The organism is Hymenobacter sp. 5317J-9 (assembly GCF_022921075.1).
Lineage (GTDB): Bacteria > Bacteroidota > Bacteroidia > Cytophagales > Hymenobacteraceae > Hymenobacter.
The window spans coordinates 2,716,392-2,736,500 of the sequence record NZ_CP095050.1 but is presented as its reverse complement, the minus strand read 5'-3'; the positions used below and the strand labels follow the sequence as shown (position 1 = coordinate 2,736,500).

At 61.9% G+C, this 20,109-nt stretch carries 17 protein-coding genes; 15 read left to right on the top strand and 2 right to left on the bottom strand.

Features of this window, described 5'->3' with window-relative positions; translation table 11 throughout:
• Positions 1–31 precede the first annotated feature (31 nt).
• The 5 genes from MUN81_RS11580 to MUN81_RS11560 all read left to right on the top strand — a co-directional run bounded on the left by MUN81_RS11580 (position 32) and on the right by MUN81_RS11560 (position 6,382).
• Positions 32–886, top strand: a complete 855-nt coding sequence (locus MUN81_RS11580) for a hypothetical protein (RefSeq protein WP_245110535.1) — start codon at positions 32–34, stop codon at positions 884–886.
• Positions 887–993: 107 nt separating this feature from the next.
• Positions 994–1,401 (top strand): heme-binding protein, encoded by a 408-nt coding sequence (locus MUN81_RS11575; protein WP_245110533.1) that lies wholly within the window; start codon positions 994–996, stop codon positions 1,399–1,401.
• Between the two features lie 85 nt (positions 1,402–1,486).
• Entirely contained in the window at positions 1,487–1,858 is a 372-nt protein-coding gene (locus MUN81_RS11570; protein ID WP_245110531.1) for a hypothetical protein, read from the top strand.
• 119 nt (positions 1,859–1,977) lie between these two features.
• Positions 1,978–5,466: a methylmalonyl-CoA mutase family protein gene (locus MUN81_RS11565; RefSeq protein ID WP_245110529.1), complete on the top strand. Its 3,489-nt coding sequence runs from the start codon at positions 1,978–1,980 to the stop codon at positions 5,464–5,466.
• Positions 5,467–5,539: 73 nt separating this feature from the next.
• Positions 5,540–6,382, top strand: coding sequence for a DUF1444 family protein (locus tag MUN81_RS11560; protein WP_245110527.1), 843 nt, complete (start codon positions 5,540–5,542; stop codon positions 6,380–6,382).
• 356 nt (positions 6,383–6,738) lie between these two features.
• On the opposite strand, the gene MUN81_RS11555 is transcribed toward MUN81_RS11560, so the two are convergent.
• Complete coding sequence (locus tag MUN81_RS11555; RefSeq protein ID WP_245110524.1) at positions 6,739–7,578, bottom strand: DoxX family membrane protein; 840 nt, start codon at positions 7,576–7,578, stop codon at positions 6,739–6,741.
• 329 nt (positions 7,579–7,907) lie between these two features.
• On the opposite strand from MUN81_RS11555, the gene MUN81_RS11550 reads away from it, so the two are divergent.
• The 10 genes from MUN81_RS11550 (at position 7,908) to MUN81_RS11495 (ending at position 16,269) form a co-directional block, all read left to right on the top strand.
• Positions 7,908–8,498, top strand: a complete 591-nt coding sequence (locus tag MUN81_RS11550; protein ID WP_245110522.1) for a histidine phosphatase family protein — start codon at positions 7,908–7,910, stop codon at positions 8,496–8,498.
• 99 nt (positions 8,499–8,597) lie between these two features.
• The gene (locus tag MUN81_RS22705; protein WP_280638184.1) at positions 8,598–9,599 is read left to right on the top strand and encodes an NADP-dependent oxidoreductase; all 1,002 of its coding nucleotides are present in this window, start codon (positions 8,598–8,600) and stop codon (positions 9,597–9,599) included.
• Positions 9,600–9,688: 89 nt separating this feature from the next.
• A complete protein-coding gene (locus tag MUN81_RS11530; RefSeq protein WP_245110520.1) occupies positions 9,689–10,315 on the top strand; it encodes a chloramphenicol acetyltransferase in 627 nt (208 codons plus the stop codon).
• 20 nt (positions 10,316–10,335) lie between these two features.
• Complete coding sequence (locus MUN81_RS11525) at positions 10,336–11,208, top strand: EamA family transporter (RefSeq protein WP_245110519.1); 873 nt, start codon at positions 10,336–10,338, stop codon at positions 11,206–11,208.
• A 75-nt stretch (positions 11,209–11,283) separates the two neighbouring features.
• A complete protein-coding gene (locus tag MUN81_RS11520; protein WP_245110517.1) occupies positions 11,284–12,153 on the top strand; it encodes an aldo/keto reductase in 870 nt (289 codons plus the stop codon).
• A 70-nt stretch (positions 12,154–12,223) separates the two neighbouring features.
• Positions 12,224–12,832 (top strand): hypothetical protein, encoded by a 609-nt coding sequence (locus tag MUN81_RS11515; protein ID WP_245110515.1) that lies wholly within the window; start codon positions 12,224–12,226, stop codon positions 12,830–12,832.
• A gap of 45 nt (positions 12,833–12,877) precedes the next feature.
• On the top strand, positions 12,878–13,954 hold the full coding sequence (locus MUN81_RS11510) for an OmpA family protein (protein ID WP_245110514.1): 1,077 nt from the start codon (positions 12,878–12,880) through the stop codon (positions 13,952–13,954).
• A 102-nt stretch (positions 13,955–14,056) separates the two neighbouring features.
• Positions 14,057–14,884: a polysaccharide deacetylase family protein gene (locus MUN81_RS11505; protein ID WP_245110512.1), complete on the top strand. Its 828-nt coding sequence runs from the start codon at positions 14,057–14,059 to the stop codon at positions 14,882–14,884.
• A gap of 90 nt (positions 14,885–14,974) precedes the next feature.
• Positions 14,975–15,676 (top strand): class I SAM-dependent methyltransferase, encoded by a 702-nt coding sequence (locus MUN81_RS11500; protein WP_245110510.1) that lies wholly within the window; start codon positions 14,975–14,977, stop codon positions 15,674–15,676.
• Positions 15,677–15,696: 20 nt separating this feature from the next.
• Positions 15,697–16,269 carry a pseudouridine synthase gene (locus tag MUN81_RS11495; protein WP_245110509.1) on the top strand — a complete coding sequence of 191 codons (573 nt, stop codon included), beginning with the start codon at positions 15,697–15,699 and terminating at the stop codon, positions 16,267–16,269.
• 144 nt (positions 16,270–16,413) lie between these two features.
• Here the strand turns inward: MUN81_RS11495 and MUN81_RS11490 are convergent, their stop codons facing one another.
• Positions 16,414–20,091, bottom strand: coding sequence for a M1 family aminopeptidase (locus tag MUN81_RS11490; protein WP_245110507.1), 3,678 nt, complete (start codon positions 20,089–20,091; stop codon positions 16,414–16,416).
• Positions 20,092–20,109 lie beyond the last annotated feature (18 nt).

Genomic DNA, 20,109 nt, shown 5'->3' with positions numbered 1-20,109 from the left:
CCTGCTAATAAACAGTTATTGCCAGTCGCCTATGCAACCGGAAACCGCTACGCTGCCCCCTGTTTCTGCCGAAAATCCGCGGCAAAAGTTCCTCATTGCCGCGCTCAACAGCACCGCCATCTACGTGCTGGCCTACTACGGGGTGTGGGCGGCGCACGAGGGCAGCAAAGTGGCCATGTCGCGACTGCTCCACATCCGCGGGCTGTGGGACCCCAGCCGCATTGTCTACACCCTAGCCGACCGCGAGTGGTGGCAGCTGGCCGTGCTGGGCGTGTACGGCATAGGGCCGCTGGTGTGTTTTTTTATCGGAGTAGCGGCGTTTTGGTGGTATTGGAAACGCGAACGCGCCCAGCCCGGGCTGTTTAAGCTGCTGCTGTTGTGGGTGGCGTTTCATGCCTGCAACGCCATTTTCGGGGCCCTGCTGGCCGATTCGCTGCGCCAGGAAGGCTCCTGGTACGTCACCGACTGGCTGCTGCGCATGGGCAATGCCGCTGATGTGGTGGTGGCGCTGGTGGCGGGCCTCATTCAGCTTGGCCTGGGCCACCTGGGTTCGGTGGCCTTTCTGCAGGCCCACGACTCGCACACCGTGATGAAGTTTGCCAACCGCAAGCGCATGGTTCTCAACACGCTGATGTGGCCCTGGATGGGCGGCGGCGTGTTCATTGGACTCACCAAGCTGCCGTATTTTTCTATGCACGAGGCCCTGCACCTGCTGATGATGGGCCTGCTGATATTCCCGCTCATTCTGGGCTGCGTCAACGACCCCTTCGACTCCACCGTGAAGCGCGCTCAGCCTTCGCACACGGCCTGGGGACTCGTGTTGCTGGCGGTGCTGAGTGCCGTGGTCTGGCGCCTGGCCCTGAGCCCGCCGGTGCCCATCCAGTAAGCAAAAGGGAAAATCGGCTAATGGTAACATTCCGGGCCAGCGGTGGTTGGGAAGCAGGGGCAGACAACGCCTCTACGTGCCAAACCACCTTCATTCCATTCGTTACCATGGGTATTACCCTCGAACAAGCCCAGGCCGCCATAAAGGCCGCGCACCAGAAAGCCCTCGACATGGGGGTCAAAATGAACATCGCCGTGGTCGACGCCGGCGCCAACCTCACCGCCTTCGCCCGCATGGACGACGCCTGGCTGGGCTCGCTTGACATTTCGATTAAGAAAGCCAAAACGGCCCGCTTCTTCGACATGCCCACCGGCGAAATCGGCAAGCTGGCCCAGCCCGGCGGCCCGCTCTACAACATTGAGCATTCCAACGGCGGCCTCATCAGCTTCCCCGGCGGCATCCCGATTATGGACTCCGGCAACCGCGTGATTGGCGCCATTGGCGTGTCGGGCAGCACCGTGGAAGACGACCACGCCGTGGCCCAGGCCGGTGTGGACGCTATTCAGGGGCAGTAACAAGCTTTCGTAGTTTAATTCTGAAACGCCCCGGCCGAAATGCTGGGGCGTTTTTACTTTCATCGGACGTTAAGGTTAAGAACCCATGCACGATTTTAAGCTTTGGCTAGAATTTGAGCACGTTGATTATTCGAGCAGATGGGTCCCGGAAACCGATTCGTTTGTAACGGGCGGCGAGTGGGACAGAGAGAATGAGGCATGCAATGTCATTGTCGATTTACCCGATGGCCGCCACTATGGAATCAATGTCTGGACCTATGCTTTTTTGGCAACAGCTGTAGCACTGGATGTCCAAAGCGGCGAGAATCTGCAGGGCACTTATCAGAAACCGCCGGACTTGTTTGTGAAAGCGCTGACTCGTGAGTGCATCGAAGTGACCATTGCTGATTTATTGCAGCAGGGAAATTTAGAAGACGTACTGAACCCATCAGTACTTGGCAAGCCGTCCTCCGATTAAGTACCGCCCCCGTTGTACAGCCCCACGCTCCGGCCACCCCGCCGGGGCGTTTTTCGTACCTTCGCCCACGTTTTCCATCCTTACGGTCGCGGACTAAAAGTCCGCGCTACTCCCCAACTATGCACCCCGCTCCCACCGCGCCCTACAAACCGAAGAACCACGTTCGCATCGTCACGGCCGCCGCTTTATTTGATGGCCACGATGCGACCATTAACATCATGCGCCGCATTATTCAGAGCAGCGGCGCGGAGGTTATTCACCTCGGGCACAACCGCTCGGTGCAGGAAATTGTGGACTGCGCCATTCAGGAAGATGCGCAGGCCATTGCCATCACCAGCTACCAGGGCGGGCACAACGAGTACTTCAAGTACATGCACGACCTGCTGAAGGAGCGCGGCGCGGGCCACATTAAAATCTTCGGCGGCGGCGGCGGCGTGATTCTGCCCACCGAGATTGCCGAGTTGATGGGCTACGGCATCACCCGCATCTACTCGCCGGATGATGGCCGCGCCATGGGCCTGCAGGGCATGATTAACGACTTGCTGGAGAGTGCGGATTTCCCGACGGGCGAGAACCTGAACGGCGAGGCGGGCCACGTGAAAGAGAAGGACGCCCGCAGCATCGGCCGTTTGATTTCGGCCGCAGAGAACTTCCCCGAGGAGTTTGAGCGGGTGAAGTCGCAGCTGGGTCTGGTGGCGCTAGCCGGTCCGACGGCGCAGCCGTCCGACCGGTCGCCGTTGAACGAGGACGTTGAGATGGCTGAGGCGGCGCGCCCTTCGACCGGTCGGACGGCTGCGCCGTCGGACCGGAGCAACGCTCCCATTCTCGGCATCACGGGCACGGGCGGCGCGGGCAAATCCAGCTTAGTGGATGAACTGGTGCGGCGGTTTTTGCTGGACTTTCCGGACAAGACCATTGCCATTATTTCCGTCGACCCCAGCAAGCGCAAGACGGGCGGTGCGCTGCTTGGCGACCGGATTCGGATGAATGCCATCAACTCGCCGCGGGTGTACATGCGCAGCCTGGCTACGCGCCAGAGCAACTTGGCCTTGTCGCGCTACGTGCAGGACGCCGTGGATGTGGTGCGCGCCGCCAGCTACGATTTGATTATTCTGGAGACGTCGGGCATCGGCCAGTCCGACACCGAAATCATTGAGCATTCCGACGCCAGCCTGTACGTGATGACGCCCGAGTACGGCGCGGCCACGCAACTGGAGAAAATCGACATGCTCGACTTTGCCGATGTGATTGCACTGAACAAGTTTGACAAGCGCGGGGCATTGGACGCCCTGCGCGACGTGCGCAAGCAGTACCAGCGCAACCACGGCCTCTGGGACACGCCCACGGACCAGATGCCGGTGTTCGGCACCATCGCCTCGCAGTTCAACGACCCGGGCATGAACCGGCTGTACCGGGCGGTGCTGAAGATGCTGGAAACTAAAACCGGGGCCACCTTCGCCTCGCACCTGGAAACCAGCGCCGAGGATTCGGAGAAGATTTACATCATCCCGCCGCACCGCACCCGCTACCTCTCCGAGATTGCCGAAACCAACCGCGCCTACGACCAGCGCGTGCGCGAGCAGGCCCAGATTGCGGAAGTAGCCGGGGCGTTTGCCAAGCTCGAAGAGCATTACCGCGACGAGAAAAAAAGCAGCGACAGCATGGTGGGCGAGTTCGAGAAGAACAAGCAAACCCAGCTCCGCCGCCTCGATGCCGACAGCCAGGCCATCCTGGAAAACTGGGAAAATACGCTGCAAAACTACCGCAACCCGGAGTACGTGTACTCGGTGCGCGGCAAGGAAATCCGGGTGAAGACGCACACCAAGTCGCTGTCGGGCAACGACATTCCGAAGGTGGCGGTGCCGCGCTACTCGGGCTGGGGCGACCGGCTGCGCTGGGCCATGCAGGAGAATTTCCCCGGCGAGTTTCCCTACACGGCGGGCGTGTTCCCCTTCAAGCGCGAGGGCGAAGACCCCACCCGCATGTTTGCCGGTGAGGGCGGGCCGGAGCGCACCAACCGCCGCTTCCACTACGTGAGCATGGGCCTGCCGGCCAAGCGGTTGAGCACGGCGTTTGACTCGGTGACGCTCTACGGCGAGGACCCCGACCACCGGCCCGATATCTATGGCAAAATCGGCAACGCGGGCGTGAGCATCTGCTGCCTCGACGATGCCAAGAAGCTGTACTCGGGCTTCAACCTGGCCAACCCCAGCACGTCGGTGTCGATGACCATCAACGGGCCGGCGGCCACGCTGGCGGCGTTTTTCATGAACGCGGCCATCGACCAGCAGTGCGAGCTCTACATTAAGGAGCAGGGGCTGGAAGCGGAGGTGGAAGCCAAAATCGACCAGCTTTACAAGGCCAAAAACGTGGCCCGCCCCCGCTACCAGGGCGAACTGCCGGCCGGCAACGACGGCCTGGGCCTGCTCCTGCTCGGCGTGACGGGCGAGGACGTGCTGCCCGCCGACGTGTACGCCACCATCAAGGCCAAGACCCTGACGCAGGTGCGCGGCACCGTGCAGGCCGACATTCTAAAGGAAGACCAGGCCCAGAACACCTGCATTTTCAGCACCGAGTTTGCGCTGCGCCTGATGGGCGACGTGCAGGAATACTTCATCCGGCACGCGGTGCGGAATTTCTACTCGGTGTCAATTTCGGGCTACCACATTGCCGAGGCGGGCGCCAACCCGATTACGCAGCTGGCCCTGACGCTGAGCAACGGCTTCACGTTTGTGGAGTACTACGTGAGCCGGGGCATGAGCGTGAACGACTTCGCGCCGAACCTGAGCTTCTTCTTCTCCAACGGCATCGACCCCGAGTACGCCGTGATTGGGCGGGTGGCGCGCCGCATCTGGGCCAAGGCCATGAAGCTGAAGTACGGCGCCGACGCCCGCAGCCAGATGCTGAAGTACCACATCCAGACCTCGGGCCGCAGCCTGCACGCTCAGGAAATCGACTTCAACGACATCCGCACTACGTTGCAGGCGCTCTACGCCATCTACGACAACTGCAACTCCCTGCACACCAACGCCTACGACGAGGCCATCACCACGCCCACCGAGGAATCGGTGCGCCGGGCCATGGCCATTCAGCTCATCATCAACCGCGAGCTGGGGCTGGCCAAGAACGAAAATCCGCTGCAAGGCTCCTTCATCATCGAGGAGCTGACCGACCTGGTGGAAGAGGCCGTGCTGCTCGAATTCGACCGCATCACGGAGCGCGGCGGCGTGCTCGGGGCCATGGAAACCATGTACCAGCGCGGCAAAATCCAGGAGGAAAGCATGCACTACGAGATGCTGAAGCACACCGGCGAGTACCCCATCATCGGGGTGAATACCTTCCTCTCGTCGAAGGGCTCGCCCACGGTGGTGCCGGCCGAGGTCATCCGGGCCACGGAGGAGGAAAAGCAGTACCAAATCGAGATGCTCCACATCCTGCACGCCCGCAACGCCGACCAGACCGAAACCCGCCTCAAGCGCCTGCAACAAGTGGCCGTGCGCAACGAAAACCTGTTCGAGGAGCTGATGGAAACGGTGAAATTCTGCTCGCTCGGCCAGATTACGAACGCGCTGTTTGAAGTCGGCGGACAGTACCGGCGGAATATGTAGGGCTTTAGCTTTTCTGATTAATTAAAACGGGCTGCTACAACTAGCAGCCCGTTTTTCTTTGTACTTGATACCCATGAAATACTGGATACTTGCTGCTTCATTAATTCTCAGTGCATGCACTCACAAAAAAGAAATGCTGACAGAAAAGGAGTTTGCGGAAGAATATTTATTGGTTCTTAAAAAGGACAATCCAGGAGTCATCTACAGTCTTTCTCCTGATTTAGGAATTACAGCAAAGTATAAAGGAAAAGATTATAGGCATTTTCCTGACAACGCGTATCGAGAATATATTTTAGAACCTGATTCTATTGAACAAGTCTTAAAGAAGTTCTCACAGACAGCTCATGAGCTATATCAAGAAAGCGAAGCCGTAGATGTTAATAACATCATTCCTGTGATTAAACCCACTAGTTTCCTAAACGATATTGGCCAATTAGTAGAAGCTAGTGACTCTATAAAACCTACTGTTGTTTATCAGCAATACAACGATAAATTACTAATCGTTTTTGCAGAAGACAAGGAGCACGGCATTCACTACTTTACTCAGGAGAATTTCCAAAAGCTAAATATCAGTCAGGATTCGGCGCAGGAAATAGCACTGACTAACTTGGAAAGAAAGCTGCCCAATATTGAAAAAACAGGGAATAACGGAAGATATATGGTAACAGCCGGTGGCGACTATGAAGCAAGTTTGATTTTACTAAACTTCATTTGGTCACAAAATAATTTTGAGGTGAAAGGAGACATAGTTGTTGCAATTCCAAATCGAGATATGTTGCTCGTTACTGGGAGTAAAGACAAGGCTAACCTCAAATGGCTGAAAGCCGAAGCTCAGCAATCTTATGACTCAGGTTCATACCAAGTTTCTCCTTCTTTATTCAGATGGAATGGCAAGAAGTTTTTGAAATTTGAATAGTAACCCAAGACACTCCCAGCTTCCTCAGCGGCGCTAAGCGGCGCCGGGGGCACGGGGGCGGGCGCTGGGGGCGGGCGCAGGGGGCGGCAGAGTTTCTGCCACAACGTCGCCTGCTTCCCCTGCCACTCTAGAGGCGGCGGGGGCGCGGGGGCGGCTGAGGTAAGACACCCTGTGCTTCCCTGCGGCACTAAGCGGCGCCAAGGGCACGGGGGCGGGCGCGCTTGGAGCTTCTGCAACAGCTTCTCCCGCCTCTCCATGCACGGCAAGCGGCGGCGGGGGCGCGGGCATGATGTGGCTGAAGCGGCCGGGCCGTCAAAGACTGCCTGAAAAGTTCTACTACCCGGCCGTTTGCTTCTCTATGGGACCATCACATCGAAGCGCGCACGATACACGGCGGTGTCAGCGGAGCCGAACTCGATGCGGCGATTTTCTTTTCCTTTCAGCTCATAGTCGCCGTTGATGGTAAATTTTACCTCCGTGACTTTGTATCCGGTGTGGGTGGTGACGACGGCGCGGTATAGACTGTCTTTTTTGATGGGCGTAAGCTGCAGGTCGTAGTCCCAGCTCAGGGGTTTGTCGCGGCCCCGCACGCCTACCTGCTGCACGTCGGGGTGGCCGCTCACATCGAGTAAGTACACCACGGTTTTGTCGTGGGCCTGTTGCACGCAGCCAGGCAGCAGTAACGCCGCCAGGGCCAGCGCCACCAAGCCGGGCCGCGGGCGCAGCCCTCCCGATTTCGTGAGCAGATAATCGAGCCCGAAGCGGCCCGAACCCAGCACCAGCGCCGGCAGGGCCGCCCAGAGGAAGCCCATGGCCGGCAGCATGTTCCACAGCCCTTCCTGAAACTGCTGCATGAACATGGCCACCAGCATGGTGCAGCTCACCAGAAAAGCGGCCGGGCGCGTGAGCAGCCCCAGCACCAGCAGCATCCCGCCGATGGCTTCGCTGAAGGCCCCCATCCAGGCAAAGAAATTGGGAAACATGGCGAAGATGCCCCCGTAGGCCGCCACGTCCTGCGGAAACCAGAAGGCCACTTCGAACAAGCCCAGGTTGTTGTCGGGCGGCGACCAGGGCAGGCCGAATTTGGCAGCACCAAAGTTGGAGGCCAATAGGTAGCCACACACGATGCGTGGCAAGGCGAGCAGGGCGTCCTGCCACCAATTGGGCAGGACGAGGGGGCGGAAAAGATGTCGCATAAAATGGGGGAAGTGCGCCGCCGGGACCATGCCCAGGGAGCGGGTGAGAACCCGACAAAGGTGAAGCACAGTGTTCGGCGTTGGGGCTCAAATCATCGGATGACCCATCCCAAATCATGATTTGGGGCGGATTGGCGGATTTGATGCGGGAATCAGTGGCCTGACGGTTTCTGGGCTGGTCAGGCCTCTCCTGTCACTTCAGTAAGCAGTGGGTGCGCTTGGGGGCGGGCAGGGTTGTAACCCTGCTACCGTTGGGCTAGTATGCCGCAGCGTGCGCGGCAGCAGGCCGCCGTTGCTGGTGCCCGGTTTCCCATTTCCGCCTAAACACTATGATTACCCATTTCACCGAATTAGATAGAGCCAAGCTGTTTCTGCTGTATCATCTCAATCCGGTGCATCCCAAAGCCCCGCCGCGTCCCAAAGGTCCCTTGCTCCGGATTGTCATCATTCGGCACGGCGAAAAGCCCACCGAGGGCGACAACCTTTCGGCCGAAGGCCTGGAGCGTGCGCTGGCCCTGCCCGAGGTGCTGAACAACCTGATGCCCCAGCCGCCTAACTTCACCTACGTGCCGCGCATTGGCACCGACAAGGAGGAAACCACCCGCGTGCGCATGATGCAAACCGTGCTGCCCTACGCCGTGCAGCACAACCTGACCATCAACAGCGACTACGCGCCCGATGAAGTGAAAGGCCTGGCGAAGGAGCTGCGGCGCCACCGCGGCACGGTGCTGCTGGTGTGGGAGCACCACAACATTGTCAGAATTGCCGAGGCGCTGGGCATCGCCGGCCCCCTGGAATGGCCCGACGACGACTACGACAGCATCTGGACCATCACCTTCAAAAAAGGCCGCGCCAAGGGCAAAGCCAAGATGCCGGTATTCAAAAAAAGCAAGCAGCACATCCAGCCAACCGTTGAATAGGGTAAACCCCTGTTTGGCAGCGTCGTCCATACTTCTGCCCTACCTTGCGCCGCCACGTCGGGCGGCCGCCCGCTGCGCATCATCCTTAGCCCCCGCACCATGAAGGCCTTTGTACTAACGCGCTACGGCAGCAACCAGGAAATACACGCGACCGAGGTGCCGGAGCCAACGCTGAATGCGAACGACGTGCTGATTGAGGCGCGCGCCAGCAGCGTCAACCCGGTGGATTTAAAAATCCGAGACGGCAAGCTCAAGCAGGTGATGCCGTTGCGCTTTCCCCAGATTCTGGGGTATGACGCGGCCGGCGTGGTGGCCCGGGTTGGGACGGGCGTGACGCGCTTCAAGCCCGGCGATGAGGTGTACGCCCGCGTCGACACGAACCGCATGGGGGCTTTTGCCGAGTACGTGGCCGTGAGCGAGGCCGCCGTGGCGCCCAAGCCCGCCAGCAGCAGCATGGAAGAAGCCGCGGCCCTGCCCCTGGTGGCCCTCACGGCCTGGCAGGCCCTGCTCGACCTTGGTAAGCTGCACGCCGGGCAACGGGTGCTCATCCATGCCGGCTCGGGCGGCGTGGGCACGGTGGCCATTCAGCTGGCCAAGCACTTCGGGGCCTTCGTGGCCACCACCACCAGCACGCCCAACGTGGAGTGGGTGAAAAAGCTGGGGGCCGACGTGGTCATCGACTACAAAAAAACGGCGTTTGAAAACGAGCTGCACGACTACGACCTGGTGCTGGACACCCTCGGCGGCGAGGCGTTGAATAAGTCGTTTGGGGTGCTGAAAGCCGGAGGTAAGGTCATATCGGTGGCCGGGCCGCCCGACCCACAATTTGCCAAAGACCAGGGCATGGGCTGGCTGCTGCAGCAGGTGATGGGCCTGCTCAGCTTTGGGGTTCGGCGCCAAGCCAAAAAGCATCTAGCGAGCTACTCCTTCATGTTTATGCACCCCAACGGCGAGCAGCTGCGCGAGCTGGCCGCGCTGGTGGATGCGGGCATTGTCCGGCCGGTGATTGACCGGGTGTTTCCGTTTGCGGAGACGAAAGAGGCCCTGGCATACCTGGAAACCGGGCGGGCCAAGGGCAAAGTGGTTATTCGGGTTGACTAAGGGCTATCCCCCAAAACCGACTTCCGGACGTTGCTTACGGGGTGTTTCAGGCGCGCAGCCCGGCAAGTTTCGCCGACCTTTGCCGGCGCATGAAACACCTGATTGACCAGGCCGGCTGGAACCGGCGCGAGCATTTCGCCTTCTTCTCCGCGTTTGAGGAGCCGTTTTTCGGCCTTGTCGCCACCGTCGACTGCACCCGCGCGTTGGCCGAAGCCAAGCGGCTAGGGGTGCCCTTTTTTCTGTACTACCTGCACGCTGCCATGCACGCCGTAAACCAGGTAGAAGCCTTTCGCTACCGCGTAGAGGACGGACAGGTGTACTGCTACGACCACATTCACGCATCGGCCACCATCGGCCGGCCCGACCACACGTTTGCCTTCTCCTTCATTGAGCACCACGACGAGCTGGCGGATTTTCTACCCGCGGCCAACGCCGAAATTGCGGCTGTGCAAGCCAGCCAGGGCCTGCGCTTGGGCGAGCAAACCGCCCGGCCCGACGTCATCCATTTCTCGGCCATCCCGTGGGTGCGCTTCACCGGCCTCACGCACGCCCGCAGCTTTTCGCACCCCGACAGCTGCCCCAAAATTTCGGTGGGTCAAACGTACACCGAAGGCGCGGCCACGCTGATGCCGGTGTCCATCAACGTGCACCACGGCCTGGCCGATGGCTACCACGTGGGGTTGTTTCTGCAGGCGTTTCAGGAGCGGCTGGGCTAGCGCCTGCTTTCGTATTTCTCATGGCTGTTTCCTCTCGTTTATCATTGCCCGCCGTGCCGGCTGTGCTGCTTTCCATCATCAGCGTGCAGGGCGGGGCGGCCATTGCCAAGGGCTTGTTTCCGGTGCTTGGCGCGGCGGGCACGGCCAGCGCGCGCATCGGGCTGTCGGCGCTGGTGCTGCTGGCGGTGGTGCGGCCGCGGCTGGGGCGGCTGCGTGCCGCACAGTGGCGGGCCGTGGTGCCGTATGGGCTGGCGCTGGGCGCCATGAACTTTCTGTTTTACTGCGCGCTGGCGCGGGTGGCGCTGGGCCTGGCCGTGACGCTGGAATTTGTGGGCCCGCTGGGTTTGGCCCTGGCCGGGGCGCGGCGCTGGGTAGATGTGGTGTGGGCCGTGCTGGCTGCAGCCGGCATTGCCCTCATAGCCCCGTGGAGCGGCTCGGGCGTCGACCTGCTGGGAATGGGCTTTGCGCTGGCGGCGGGCGGGTGCTGGACCGTCTACATTGTGCTGGGCCAGCGCACGGCCGCGGTGCTGCCGGGGGCGCAGGCCGTGGCCGTGGGCATGCTGTTTGCCACCTTGCCGGTGCTGCCGTTTGGGGTGGCCAGCGGCAGCCTGTGGGCGTTTACGCCGCACATGCTGCTGCTGGGGGCCTTGCTGGCCGTGTTTTCCAGCGTGCTGCCCTTCACCCTCGAAATGCAGGCCCTGCGCACGCTGCCCACGCGCACGTTCAGCATTTTGATGAGTCTGGAGCCGGTGGCCGCGGCCGTCTCGGGCTGGCTGTTGCTAGGCGAGCGCCTCACGGCGGGGCAATGGCTGGCGGTGGTGTTTATTGTGGCAGCCAGCGCGGGGGCCACTCTCACCACGGCCCGCCCACCGGCGGCCGTTGGGGGCGAGTAGACAGATATGCAGGCTAAGCTGCCTTCTTTGCCACCCATTTCAAAACAAAACCGCGGCTTGAGCGTCTGCACGGGCATGACCATCACCATTGCCCCCCACTCCGCCCATCCGCTCACGGTTTCGCGCCTTGGCTACGGCACCATGCGCCTCACCGGCCCCGACATCTGGGGCGAGCCCGCCAACCGCCCCGAGGCGCTGGAAATCCTGAAAACCGCCGTGGCCAGCGGCGTCAACTTCCTCGACACGGCCGACTACTACGGCGAGGACGTCACCAACCGCCTCATTCGGGAGGCCCTGCACCCCTACCCAACCGGCCTGGTCATCTGCACCAAGGTGGGCGCCACCCGCCGGCCCGACAAAAGCTGGGTGCCCTTCAACACGCCCGAAAACCTGCGCACCAGCATCGACAACAACCTGCGCACGCTGGGCCAGGAGCAGATTCAGCTGGTGCACTTGCGGCTGATGGGCCACGGCCCCGTGCCGCTGGCCGAGCAGCTGGGCGCCATGTTCGACATGCAGCGCGAGGGCAAAATCCTGCACGTGGGTTTGAGCAACGTGACCCGCGAAGAGCTGGAAGCCGGCCTGCAGCTGGGGCCCATTGCCACCGTCGAAAACATGTACAGCTACGCCCAACGCACCACCGTGCAGCTGCCCCACGGCACCAACCCCGGCGGCGAAGAAGTGCTGGACCTCTGCGAGCGGCACGGCATTCCGCTCATCCCCTTCTTCTCGCTGATTCACGGCCTGCCCAAAGCCGGCAACAAGATTGCCGAAATCGCGCAGAAGTACGGCGCCACCGAAGCCCAGGTCAACATTGCCTGGCTGCTGCACCGCTCGCCTTGGATTCTGCCCATTCCGGGCACCTCGTCGTTGGCGCACCTGCGGGAAAATTTGAAGGCCGCCGAAATCCAGCTCAGCGCCGAAGACATGGCGTACCTGGGCTAAGCGGCCATTGGGGTGGCCTGCTTACTTTTGGCCCCCTCGTCGGCATTTCGGCGGGCTGTTTTATTCTTTGATGAAGAAATTTCTGCCGGCCACGCTGCTGCTGTTTGCGTCCGGGCTCCCGACCCCGGCCCGGGCGCAAACCGCGGCGCCGCTGGATACCACCATCACGCGCACGGTTGCCAACTACCGCATTTTCAGGGGCGAGCTGCCGGCAGACTTGCCGACGGCGGGCCTGCTGTTCATCCGCTACACGGCGGCCGATGTGCCGCCCAAACGGCCCGAGAACGTGCCCGCGCAGGTGTTTCGCTACCGCAAAACGCACAACGACAAGTTTGAAGCCGCCAACGAGCAGCTGCTGGCCGCCGCCCAGAAATACCCCTACAAACACCGCATCACCACGCAGGACTCGGCCCAATACTACCGAACCCGGGGCTACCGCTACGAGCTGTTTTTCGACGGCTTCAACCGGTTCTACGACCTTTCCCGGCACGACATTGACGTGAATGCCTCCGGTGGCAAAAGCTCCGATGTGCGCCTGTCGGACCTGTACGTGCTGAATCTGGACAACAACAGCGTGTACGTGTTCGAGGAGTTCAACGAGAACTACCTCTACTATTATAAGGGCATTGTGGGCATGCTGCTGAAGAAAGTCAACAAGCAGTTCGGGGCCGGCAAGTAGCGGGCAGGCTTCGGAAAATCCTTGCAGGGGCCTATTTTCGCGCCCATGAAACGCAGCATTTGGTATGGCATCGGCGCGCTGCTTGTGGCGGGCCCGCTGCAAGCCCAATCCCTGACGGGCGTATGGCAGGGCGTAGAATCCGAAACCGGAGAGGCGGGCAAGTACTGGCCGGCGCTGTTGCGGCTGCAAAACAGCAAGGGCAGCGCCGTATTCGGCGTGCTGTACCAGGAGGTGGGCGACAACCCGGCGGTTTCGGTCACCTTCGAAATGAAGGGCACGCGCACCGCCGCCGGCCTCAAGCTCGAGCACGGCGACAAGCTGAACGAAACCGGCCGCTCGCCCCTCAGCTACTGGTGCGACGGCTCCATCACCTTCACCTACGACGCGGCGCTGGAGAAGCTGACCGGCCACGCCACCTATCGCCCCACCGGCACCTGCGACGTGGGCACCCTCACGCTCTACCGCGTCAAGCTGAAATCGGCGGCCACGGTGCCGGCCGGCGTCGAGAGCAGCATCCGCGTCTCGGGCCGCAACCTGCTCTGGTACGCCGACGCGGAGCTGAAGCAGCCCGTGAACACGGGCAACACCTTCCGCACCAAGCTCAACAAAACCACCACCTTCTACCTCACGCAGGGCTACTATCCTACCAGCCAAAGCGCGGTGGTGCCCATCACCATTGCCGTAACGGGCAAGCCGCCCAAAACGCCTGCGCCGACACCGCCTGCCACCGCGCCCGCGCCCGTGGTTGCGCCGCCGGACACGGCCCGCCCCGCCCCCGCGCCCCTGCTCACCGACAAGCCCGTGGTGCTGCCCACGGTGCTGTTTCGGGTGGGCAAGCCGGAGCTGCTGCCCGAGTCGGGCCCGGCCCTGGAGCAATTGGCCGCCGAGCTCAGGGCCCGGCCCACCGTGAAAGTGCGCGTGCTGGGCCACGCCGACCGCGTGGGCGAACCCGAGAAAAACCAAGTGCTCTCGGAGCAGCGCGCCGAGGCCGTGAAGGCCCATCTGGTAAAAGCCGGCATTGCCCCCGAGCGCATCGGCACGGTGGGCTACGGCGACTCGAAGCCCCTGTATCCGTCGCCCGACGCCCGCAACCGCCGCGTGGAAGTGGAAGAAATGAAATAACCGCGCGGCATTTCGAGGCCGGTAGTTCGATAAAGAAGCCGCAGGTGCTAAACTTGCAAGTGAATGGCCGATAGCACCTATGCTTTCGGCCATTTCTGTCTTATGATGAAACCTATCGATACGATTGCGCTAGCCCTGGGGCTCTTGGCACTGGCCGTGCCCGCAAAGCTGCGGGCCCAAACCACCAGCCCTACCTGGAACAACAAGCAGTGCGCCGTGGTGCTGACCTACGACGACGCCATCGACGTGGACCTCGACAACGTGGTGCCGGCGCTGGATTCGGCCAAATTCCGGGGCACGTTCTACCTCATCGGCTCGTCGCCGGTGGTGGTGCGCCGCCTGCCCGAATGGCGCCAGGCCGCCAAGCGGGGCCACGAGCTGGGCAACCACGCCCTGTTTCATCCCTGCGACGGCAGCCTGCCGGGCCGCAGCTTCGTGACGCCCGACCACGACCTGAGCAAATACACCGTAGGCCGCGCCGTAGACGAGGTGCGCGCCAACAACACCCTGCTCACGGCCATCGACGGCAAAACCACGCGCACCTTCGCCTACCCCTGCGGCGACCGCCAGATTGGCGGCGTGTTCTTTTACGAGCAGCTGAAAAACGACTTCGTGGCCGCTCGGGGCGTGTCGCCCGGCCTGAAGCCGGCCGCCCAGGTAGCGCTCGACAATGTGGATGCCTACTCCATCAACGGACAGAACGGCCAGTACCTCATCGACCTCGTGAAACAGGCCCAGGCCTCGCATACGCTGCTGGTGTTTCTGTTTCACGGCGTGGGCGGCGGGCACTCGCTGAATGTGTCGTTGCCCGCGCACCGGCAGTTGCTGCGCTACCTCAAGGCCCACGAAAAGGAAATCTGGGTGGCCCCCATGGTGGAGGTTGCCCAGAAGATAAAAGCCGAGCAGCAGGCCGCCGGGAGCAAAAGGTAGCGTGTGTTTGCGGAGAGCTGACAATGCCAGCCGGCGCGGCCATATTAAGTTTGCAGGCTACTGCCTCCTGTTTTCCTTCCGCGCTGCGCCATGCAGGATATTTACAACGACCACACTTACCTGGCCAACAACCCCACTTGGCACGAGGAAGACGCCCCGTTTAAAGCGGAACGAATCCTGCGGCTGCTGCGCCGCAACGCCGTGCCCACGAAAACGGTTGGAGAAGTGGGCTGCGGCAGCGGCGAGGTGCTGGTGCAGCTGGCCACGCAGCTCCCCAACAGCCGCTTCACCGGCTTCGACATCTCGGCCGATGCTCTGGCCCTGGCGAGCGGCAAGCAAACCGACCGCATCGGCTTCGAGCTGCGCGACCTCACCAGCACCGGCGTGGCCGAGCCGTTCGACCTGCTCTTAGTTATCGACGTCATCGAGCACCTGCCCAACTACTTTCAGTTTCTGGAAGGCATCGGCGGGTCGGGCCGCCACACGGTGTTCCACATCCCGCTCGACCTGAGCTTGTGGTCGCTGCTGCGCGAGCAGATGCTCATCGAATCGAAGGCGCGGGTGGGGCACATCCACAATTTCACCGAAGACTTCATCCTGAGCGTGCTGGCCGACTACGGCTTCCGGGTGCTCGACAAAATGTACACCGAGCCGCGCTATAAGCATTGGTCGGCCAAGGAACGACTCACGCACCTGCTGCGGCGGGCGCTCTACGCCCTCAGCCCGCGGCTGTGCAGCAAGCTGCTGGGCGGCTATTCGCTGCTGGTACTCACCGAAAACCCCGCCCGCTAGGCTGAGGGCCTTGTTCCGCTATGTCGCACCGCCACTTTCTCATTCACAAGCCCTACGGCTACCTGAGCCAGTTTGTGGGCGAGGCCAAAAAGAAGAAGCTGGGCGAGTTTCATGATTTTCCGGAGGGCATCATGGCCATTGGCCGCCTCGACGAAGACAGCGAAGGCCTGCTCCTGCTCACCACCGACGGCCGCACGAGCGAGCAAGTGCGTAGCAAGAAAATTGAAAAGGAATACTATGCCCAAGTCGACGGCCTGATTGACGAGGCCGCCCTTGGGCAGCTGCGCACCGGCGTCGAAATCGGCATCCACAACGTGCGCTACCGCACCAGCCCCTGCGCCGCCCGCCGCCTCGACCCCGCCCCGGCCTTCGCGCCGCGCACCCGCAAAATCCGCGACGACCGGCACGGGCCCACCAGCTGGGTGTCCATCACCCTCACCGAAGGCAAATACCGGCAGGTGCGCAAAATGACGGCGGCCGTGGGCTTCCCCACGCTGCGGCTGGTGCGCGTGCGGGTGGGCAGCATCTGGCTGGGCGACTTGGCCGCAGGCGAGGTGCGCGAGGTAGCCGATTTTGGAATTGAGGACGAGTAAGCAGGAAAGGACGTCATGCTGAGCGCAGCCGAAGCGTCTCGCGTGCAGTACTAACCCTTTTCGATTAGAATACTACCCCACGCGAGATGCTTCGGCTGCGCTCAGCACGACGTCCTTTTTGATTCTGACGATAGGCCTTTCCTGCTACTTCACCGCCACTGCCTTAGAGCCGGCTTTTGCTTCCTCTAATGGCTTCACATTGTCGTAATAGAACCGGTCAATGAGCTTTTGGTATGGGTCGATGCCGCCCTTGGCGGGTTTCTCGTTCACCACAAAGTGCAGCGTTTCTTCGGGCTTGGTGAGCTTCACTTTCTTCACCAGCAGGGCTTTGCCGCGCACGTCCCAGCTTTCGCCGGGGGCCTGGTCGGGGCCGAAAATGCCCACGTCTACGTAGTCGGCCAGCTTGGTCGGCGTTTCGTTGCCGAGGCTGTCGGCGCGGACTTTCTCTGCTTTTATGGTCAGGACCACGTCGTAGCGACCATCGGGCCGGCGGGTGTACTGGGCGTCTTTCAGCTCGTTTTTGTAGAGCGTGATGGTCTCAAACATATCGTGCAGCACGTACTGCAAGGAATCGGGCGTGGCCCGGCGGATGTAGCCCAGCAAGTCGGCCGAGGTGGCGTACGGCGGCCCGGCCTGGTGGTTGGCGGCCAGAAACTCGCGCAAGGCGCCGTTCAGCTTGTCCTCGCCCAGGTAGTCCTGCAAGGCGTAAAACACCATACCGCCCTTATAATAGTGGATGTACGGCTGGTTTTCTACCAGCAGCAGGGGCAGTTCCTTCTTGCGCTCGGCGCGGCGGCCGCTCAAGTAGTTATTCAGCTCGCCGCGCATGAACTGCTGCATCTGGTTGGGCGTGAAGGCATGCTTGGCGTTCATGATGGCCGAATATTCGGCCAGTGACTCCACCAGCACGCTGGCGCCCTGCACGTCGGCGCCCACTATCTGGTGGCCCCACCACTGGTGGCCCAGCTCGTGGCTGGTGATGAAGTAGGTCATGTCCGGCGCGTTGTGGTCGCGCAGGTCGCGGATAAACCCGGCGCTTTCCGAGAACTGAATGGTGTTGGCGTAGCTCTGCGCAAACGACTTGTAGCGCGGAAACTCCAGCAACCGGATGTGGCGGTACTGGTACGGCCCAAACGCCTTGGTGTAGTACCCCAAGCCGTCTTGCAGGGCCTGGGCCATGCGGCGCACGTTGGCGCCATGGTGGGGGTCGTAATAAATCTCTATGGCCACGGGCGCCCCGCCGGCCGGGTTTTGCCACTGTGTTTTGTAGGTCTGGTAGCGGGCCGACAAAATGCTCACAATGGGCCAAATGGTCTGGTCCATGCGGTACTGGAAGTAGCGCCGGCCGCCCTGGGTCCATTCGCGTTCGAGGTTGCCCGCGGTGGCCGCTACCTGGTCGGCATCGGTGCTGAGGGTGGCAGAGTAGCGCACCCGGTCGGCATCGCGGGCAAACTGGGCCCTTTGCCGGCCGCGGGGGTCAGTGAGGCGCAGGGCGCGGGCTTTGGGAGCGAGGCCTTGGCGTTTGCGGGCTTCGTCTTCTTCCATCTCCCCGCCGGGCTGGTAGCCAATCCGCAGGCTGCTCACGTCCAGAAACGTACCGTTGGCAGTGAGGCGGTCTTCGGGCGAAATGGAAGCCCAGTCGAACACGCCCGAACCCTTGATGCGGGACGTGAAACCGCGGGCGCGGTAGTCTTCCTCATACGCCAGGTCAAGCGAGTCGCCGGGCGCCAGCGGCTGGGCCAGGCGGTACAGGCGGATGCCGGCCACCGGGTCATCCAGCAGCAACTTGGCCGGACGGCCGGGCGTGAGCCTGGCCCGAATGCTGCGGCTGGGGTCGTAGTTCACAAACAGCGTGTCGAGGGACCGCGGGGTTTGGTTGAGCAGCGTGTAGCGGCCGCGCAGCCGGTAGCCGCGGGGCCGGGCCGATGGAAACAGGTCGGCCTGCAGGGCCAGGGCCACGATTTTGGGCTGGGCCAGGTTTTCATACTTCTTGTATGTGCGCTCGGTGCGGGCCTGGCGCGCTTCGAGCCCGCGCGGCGTGACAAACTCGTTCACCACGTTGGCGTTGTAAAATACCCAACCACCGGCCGTGAGCACCGCGAGGCCGACTACCAGCAACGCCGGCCGCAGCCCCGGCGCCCGCAGGCGCTGGGCCGCCAGGCGCAGGCGGGTGCGGGCGCCGGTATCGTTGCCGCGCACCCACAGCAGGCTGGCCAGCAACGCCAGCAGCGCCGCCCCGGCCAGGTAATAGAGGTTGATGAACAGCAGTGGCGCTACCAGGTGGCCGTAGCCGTTCATGTCGGAATAGGTGTAGGCCACCGGTGCCCCAAACTTCAGCAGCACGTGGTGCAGCCCCAGTGCATCGGCCAGCAAAAACACCACGGCGTAGTACACCAGCATCAGGGCGTGGCCCACGTATTTCTGGTTCGCCACCGTTTGCACCACCAGGGCGAGGGCGCTTAGCACAGCCACGGTAGCCAACTGCAGCACAAAGTTTTTCAGGTATAGCACCGGCTCAATCAGGCTCGCGTCGAGGTAGGCTTGCACGGCCAGCCCTACCACCGATTGCACCGCCGTGAGCACGGCCGCCACCAGCACCAACGCCAGCAGCTTGCTCACAAACGGCACCCAGGTGGCGAAAGGCAACGCATCGAACACGCCCTGCAAGCGGGTATCACGCTCGCGCCACACCAACTCGCCGGCGTAGATGGTGATGATGATGAGCAAGTAGAGCGTAAAGTTTTCGTTTATCAGGTTCAGTACCTGGTACGTTACGGGCAGCGAAGTACCGCGGATGGGGTCGTGATAGGTCCAGTAGAAATTGAACAACACGTATATAGTGCCCAGCACGGCCAGCACCCGGAAGGGCCACGCCTGCAGCACGTTCAGGGCCTGCACCCGCACCAGTCGCCAGACCTGCCAGCCGCTCAGGCCGTGGCCAAAAGCCGGTTCCGTGCGCCGCAAACCCGCGCTGGCAGCCAGTGCCGGAATTGACTCGGCCGCCGCCTTGCCCGCACGGGTGCGCGGCAGCGCCAGCCGAAACAACACGCACGACAGCAGCAGCACCGCCAGCCCCACCCCGGACCACAGCAGCCGGTTCTCAATCAGATATCCACCCAGATAATTGGCCACTTGGGTGTTTCGCTCCGCAATGGTCCAGTACTTCACGTCGAGGTTTTTGGCCACGAATCCGAACGGGTCGAGCATGGCAAACAGGCGGTCGCTGGTCACCCGCTCGCTGAACTGCAGCGAAAGCTGATAACCCACAAACAGCACTATGCCACCCAGATACACCACCAGGGGCGAACGCAGCAGCAGGTAAGCCGCAAAGAACAAGCTTCCCGCAAACAGCACGTTCACCCAGCCGGCGGCCAGCAGCGGGGCCAGCAGCCCCAGCCCCGGCACGGGGCCCAGCTTGCTGGCATCTACCCACGGCGCCAGCATGCCCAGCCAGGCCCCCACCGTGGTGCCGCAGGTGATGAACCACATGGCCAGCAGCGAGCCCAGGAAGCGCCCGCCCAGGTAGGCGGGCTTGGGCAAGGGCGTGGTATAAAGGAGCCCGGTCATTTGCTCCTTGTCGTCGCGGTACACGGGCGTGCCCAGCAGCGCGGCCGTGATGAACATGCCAAAAATGGAGGAGATGAAATACAGATTGGCCAGCGCGTCGGGGGCATTCACATGCACCTTCGGGCTGGAGTTGAACCCGAAATCGTCCACGGTTTGCGACAAAAACGCAAACAGCGCAAACACCCCAAAGTAGAGGTACGTGGTGGGCTGCGCGAAACGGTAGCGCAGCTCGAAGCGGAGCGTATGGAAAAACATGGCCCTTATGCCTTTAAA

Excerpts from the sequence above, each read along its gene's own strand:
- MUN81_RS11505 (WP_245110512.1), top strand. The coding sequence starts at position 14,057 with ATGATGAAACCTATCGATACGATTGCGCTAGCCCTGGGGCTCTTGGCA.
- MUN81_RS11560 (WP_245110527.1), top strand. The coding sequence starts at position 5,540 with ATGAAATACTGGATACTTGCTGCTTCATTAATTCTCAGTGCATGCACT.
- MUN81_RS11530 (WP_245110520.1), top strand. The coding sequence starts at position 9,689 with ATGAAACACCTGATTGACCAGGCCGGCTGGAACCGGCGCGAGCATTTC.
- MUN81_RS22705 (WP_280638184.1), top strand. The coding sequence starts at position 8,598 with ATGAAGGCCTTTGTACTAACGCGCTACGGCAGCAACCAGGAAATACAC.
- MUN81_RS11565 (WP_245110529.1), top strand. The coding sequence starts at position 1,978 with ATGCACCCCGCTCCCACCGCGCCCTACAAACCGAAGAACCACGTTCGC.
- MUN81_RS11495 (WP_245110509.1), top strand. The coding sequence starts at position 15,697 with ATGTCGCACCGCCACTTTCTCATTCACAAGCCCTACGGCTACCTGAGC.
- MUN81_RS11500 (WP_245110510.1), top strand. The coding sequence starts at position 14,975 with ATGCAGGATATTTACAACGACCACACTTACCTGGCCAACAACCCCACT.
- MUN81_RS11570 (WP_245110531.1), top strand. The coding sequence starts at position 1,487 with ATGCACGATTTTAAGCTTTGGCTAGAATTTGAGCACGTTGATTATTCG.
- MUN81_RS11525 (WP_245110519.1), top strand. The coding sequence starts at position 10,336 with ATGGCTGTTTCCTCTCGTTTATCATTGCCCGCCGTGCCGGCTGTGCTG.
- MUN81_RS11575 (WP_245110533.1), top strand. The coding sequence starts at position 994 with ATGGGTATTACCCTCGAACAAGCCCAGGCCGCCATAAAGGCCGCGCAC.
- MUN81_RS11555 (WP_245110524.1), bottom strand. The coding sequence starts at position 7,578 with ATGCGACATCTTTTCCGCCCCCTCGTCCTGCCCAATTGGTGGCAGGAC.
- MUN81_RS11510 (WP_245110514.1), top strand. The coding sequence starts at position 12,878 with ATGAAACGCAGCATTTGGTATGGCATCGGCGCGCTGCTTGTGGCGGGC.
- MUN81_RS11490 (WP_245110507.1), bottom strand. The coding sequence starts at position 20,091 with ATGTTTTTCCATACGCTCCGCTTCGAGCTGCGCTACCGTTTCGCGCAG.
- MUN81_RS11580 (WP_245110535.1), top strand. The coding sequence starts at position 32 with ATGCAACCGGAAACCGCTACGCTGCCCCCTGTTTCTGCCGAAAATCCG.
- MUN81_RS11550 (WP_245110522.1), top strand. The coding sequence starts at position 7,908 with ATGATTACCCATTTCACCGAATTAGATAGAGCCAAGCTGTTTCTGCTG.
- MUN81_RS11520 (WP_245110517.1), top strand. The coding sequence starts at position 11,284 with ATGACCATCACCATTGCCCCCCACTCCGCCCATCCGCTCACGGTTTCG.
- MUN81_RS11515 (WP_245110515.1), top strand. The coding sequence starts at position 12,224 with ATGAAGAAATTTCTGCCGGCCACGCTGCTGCTGTTTGCGTCCGGGCTC.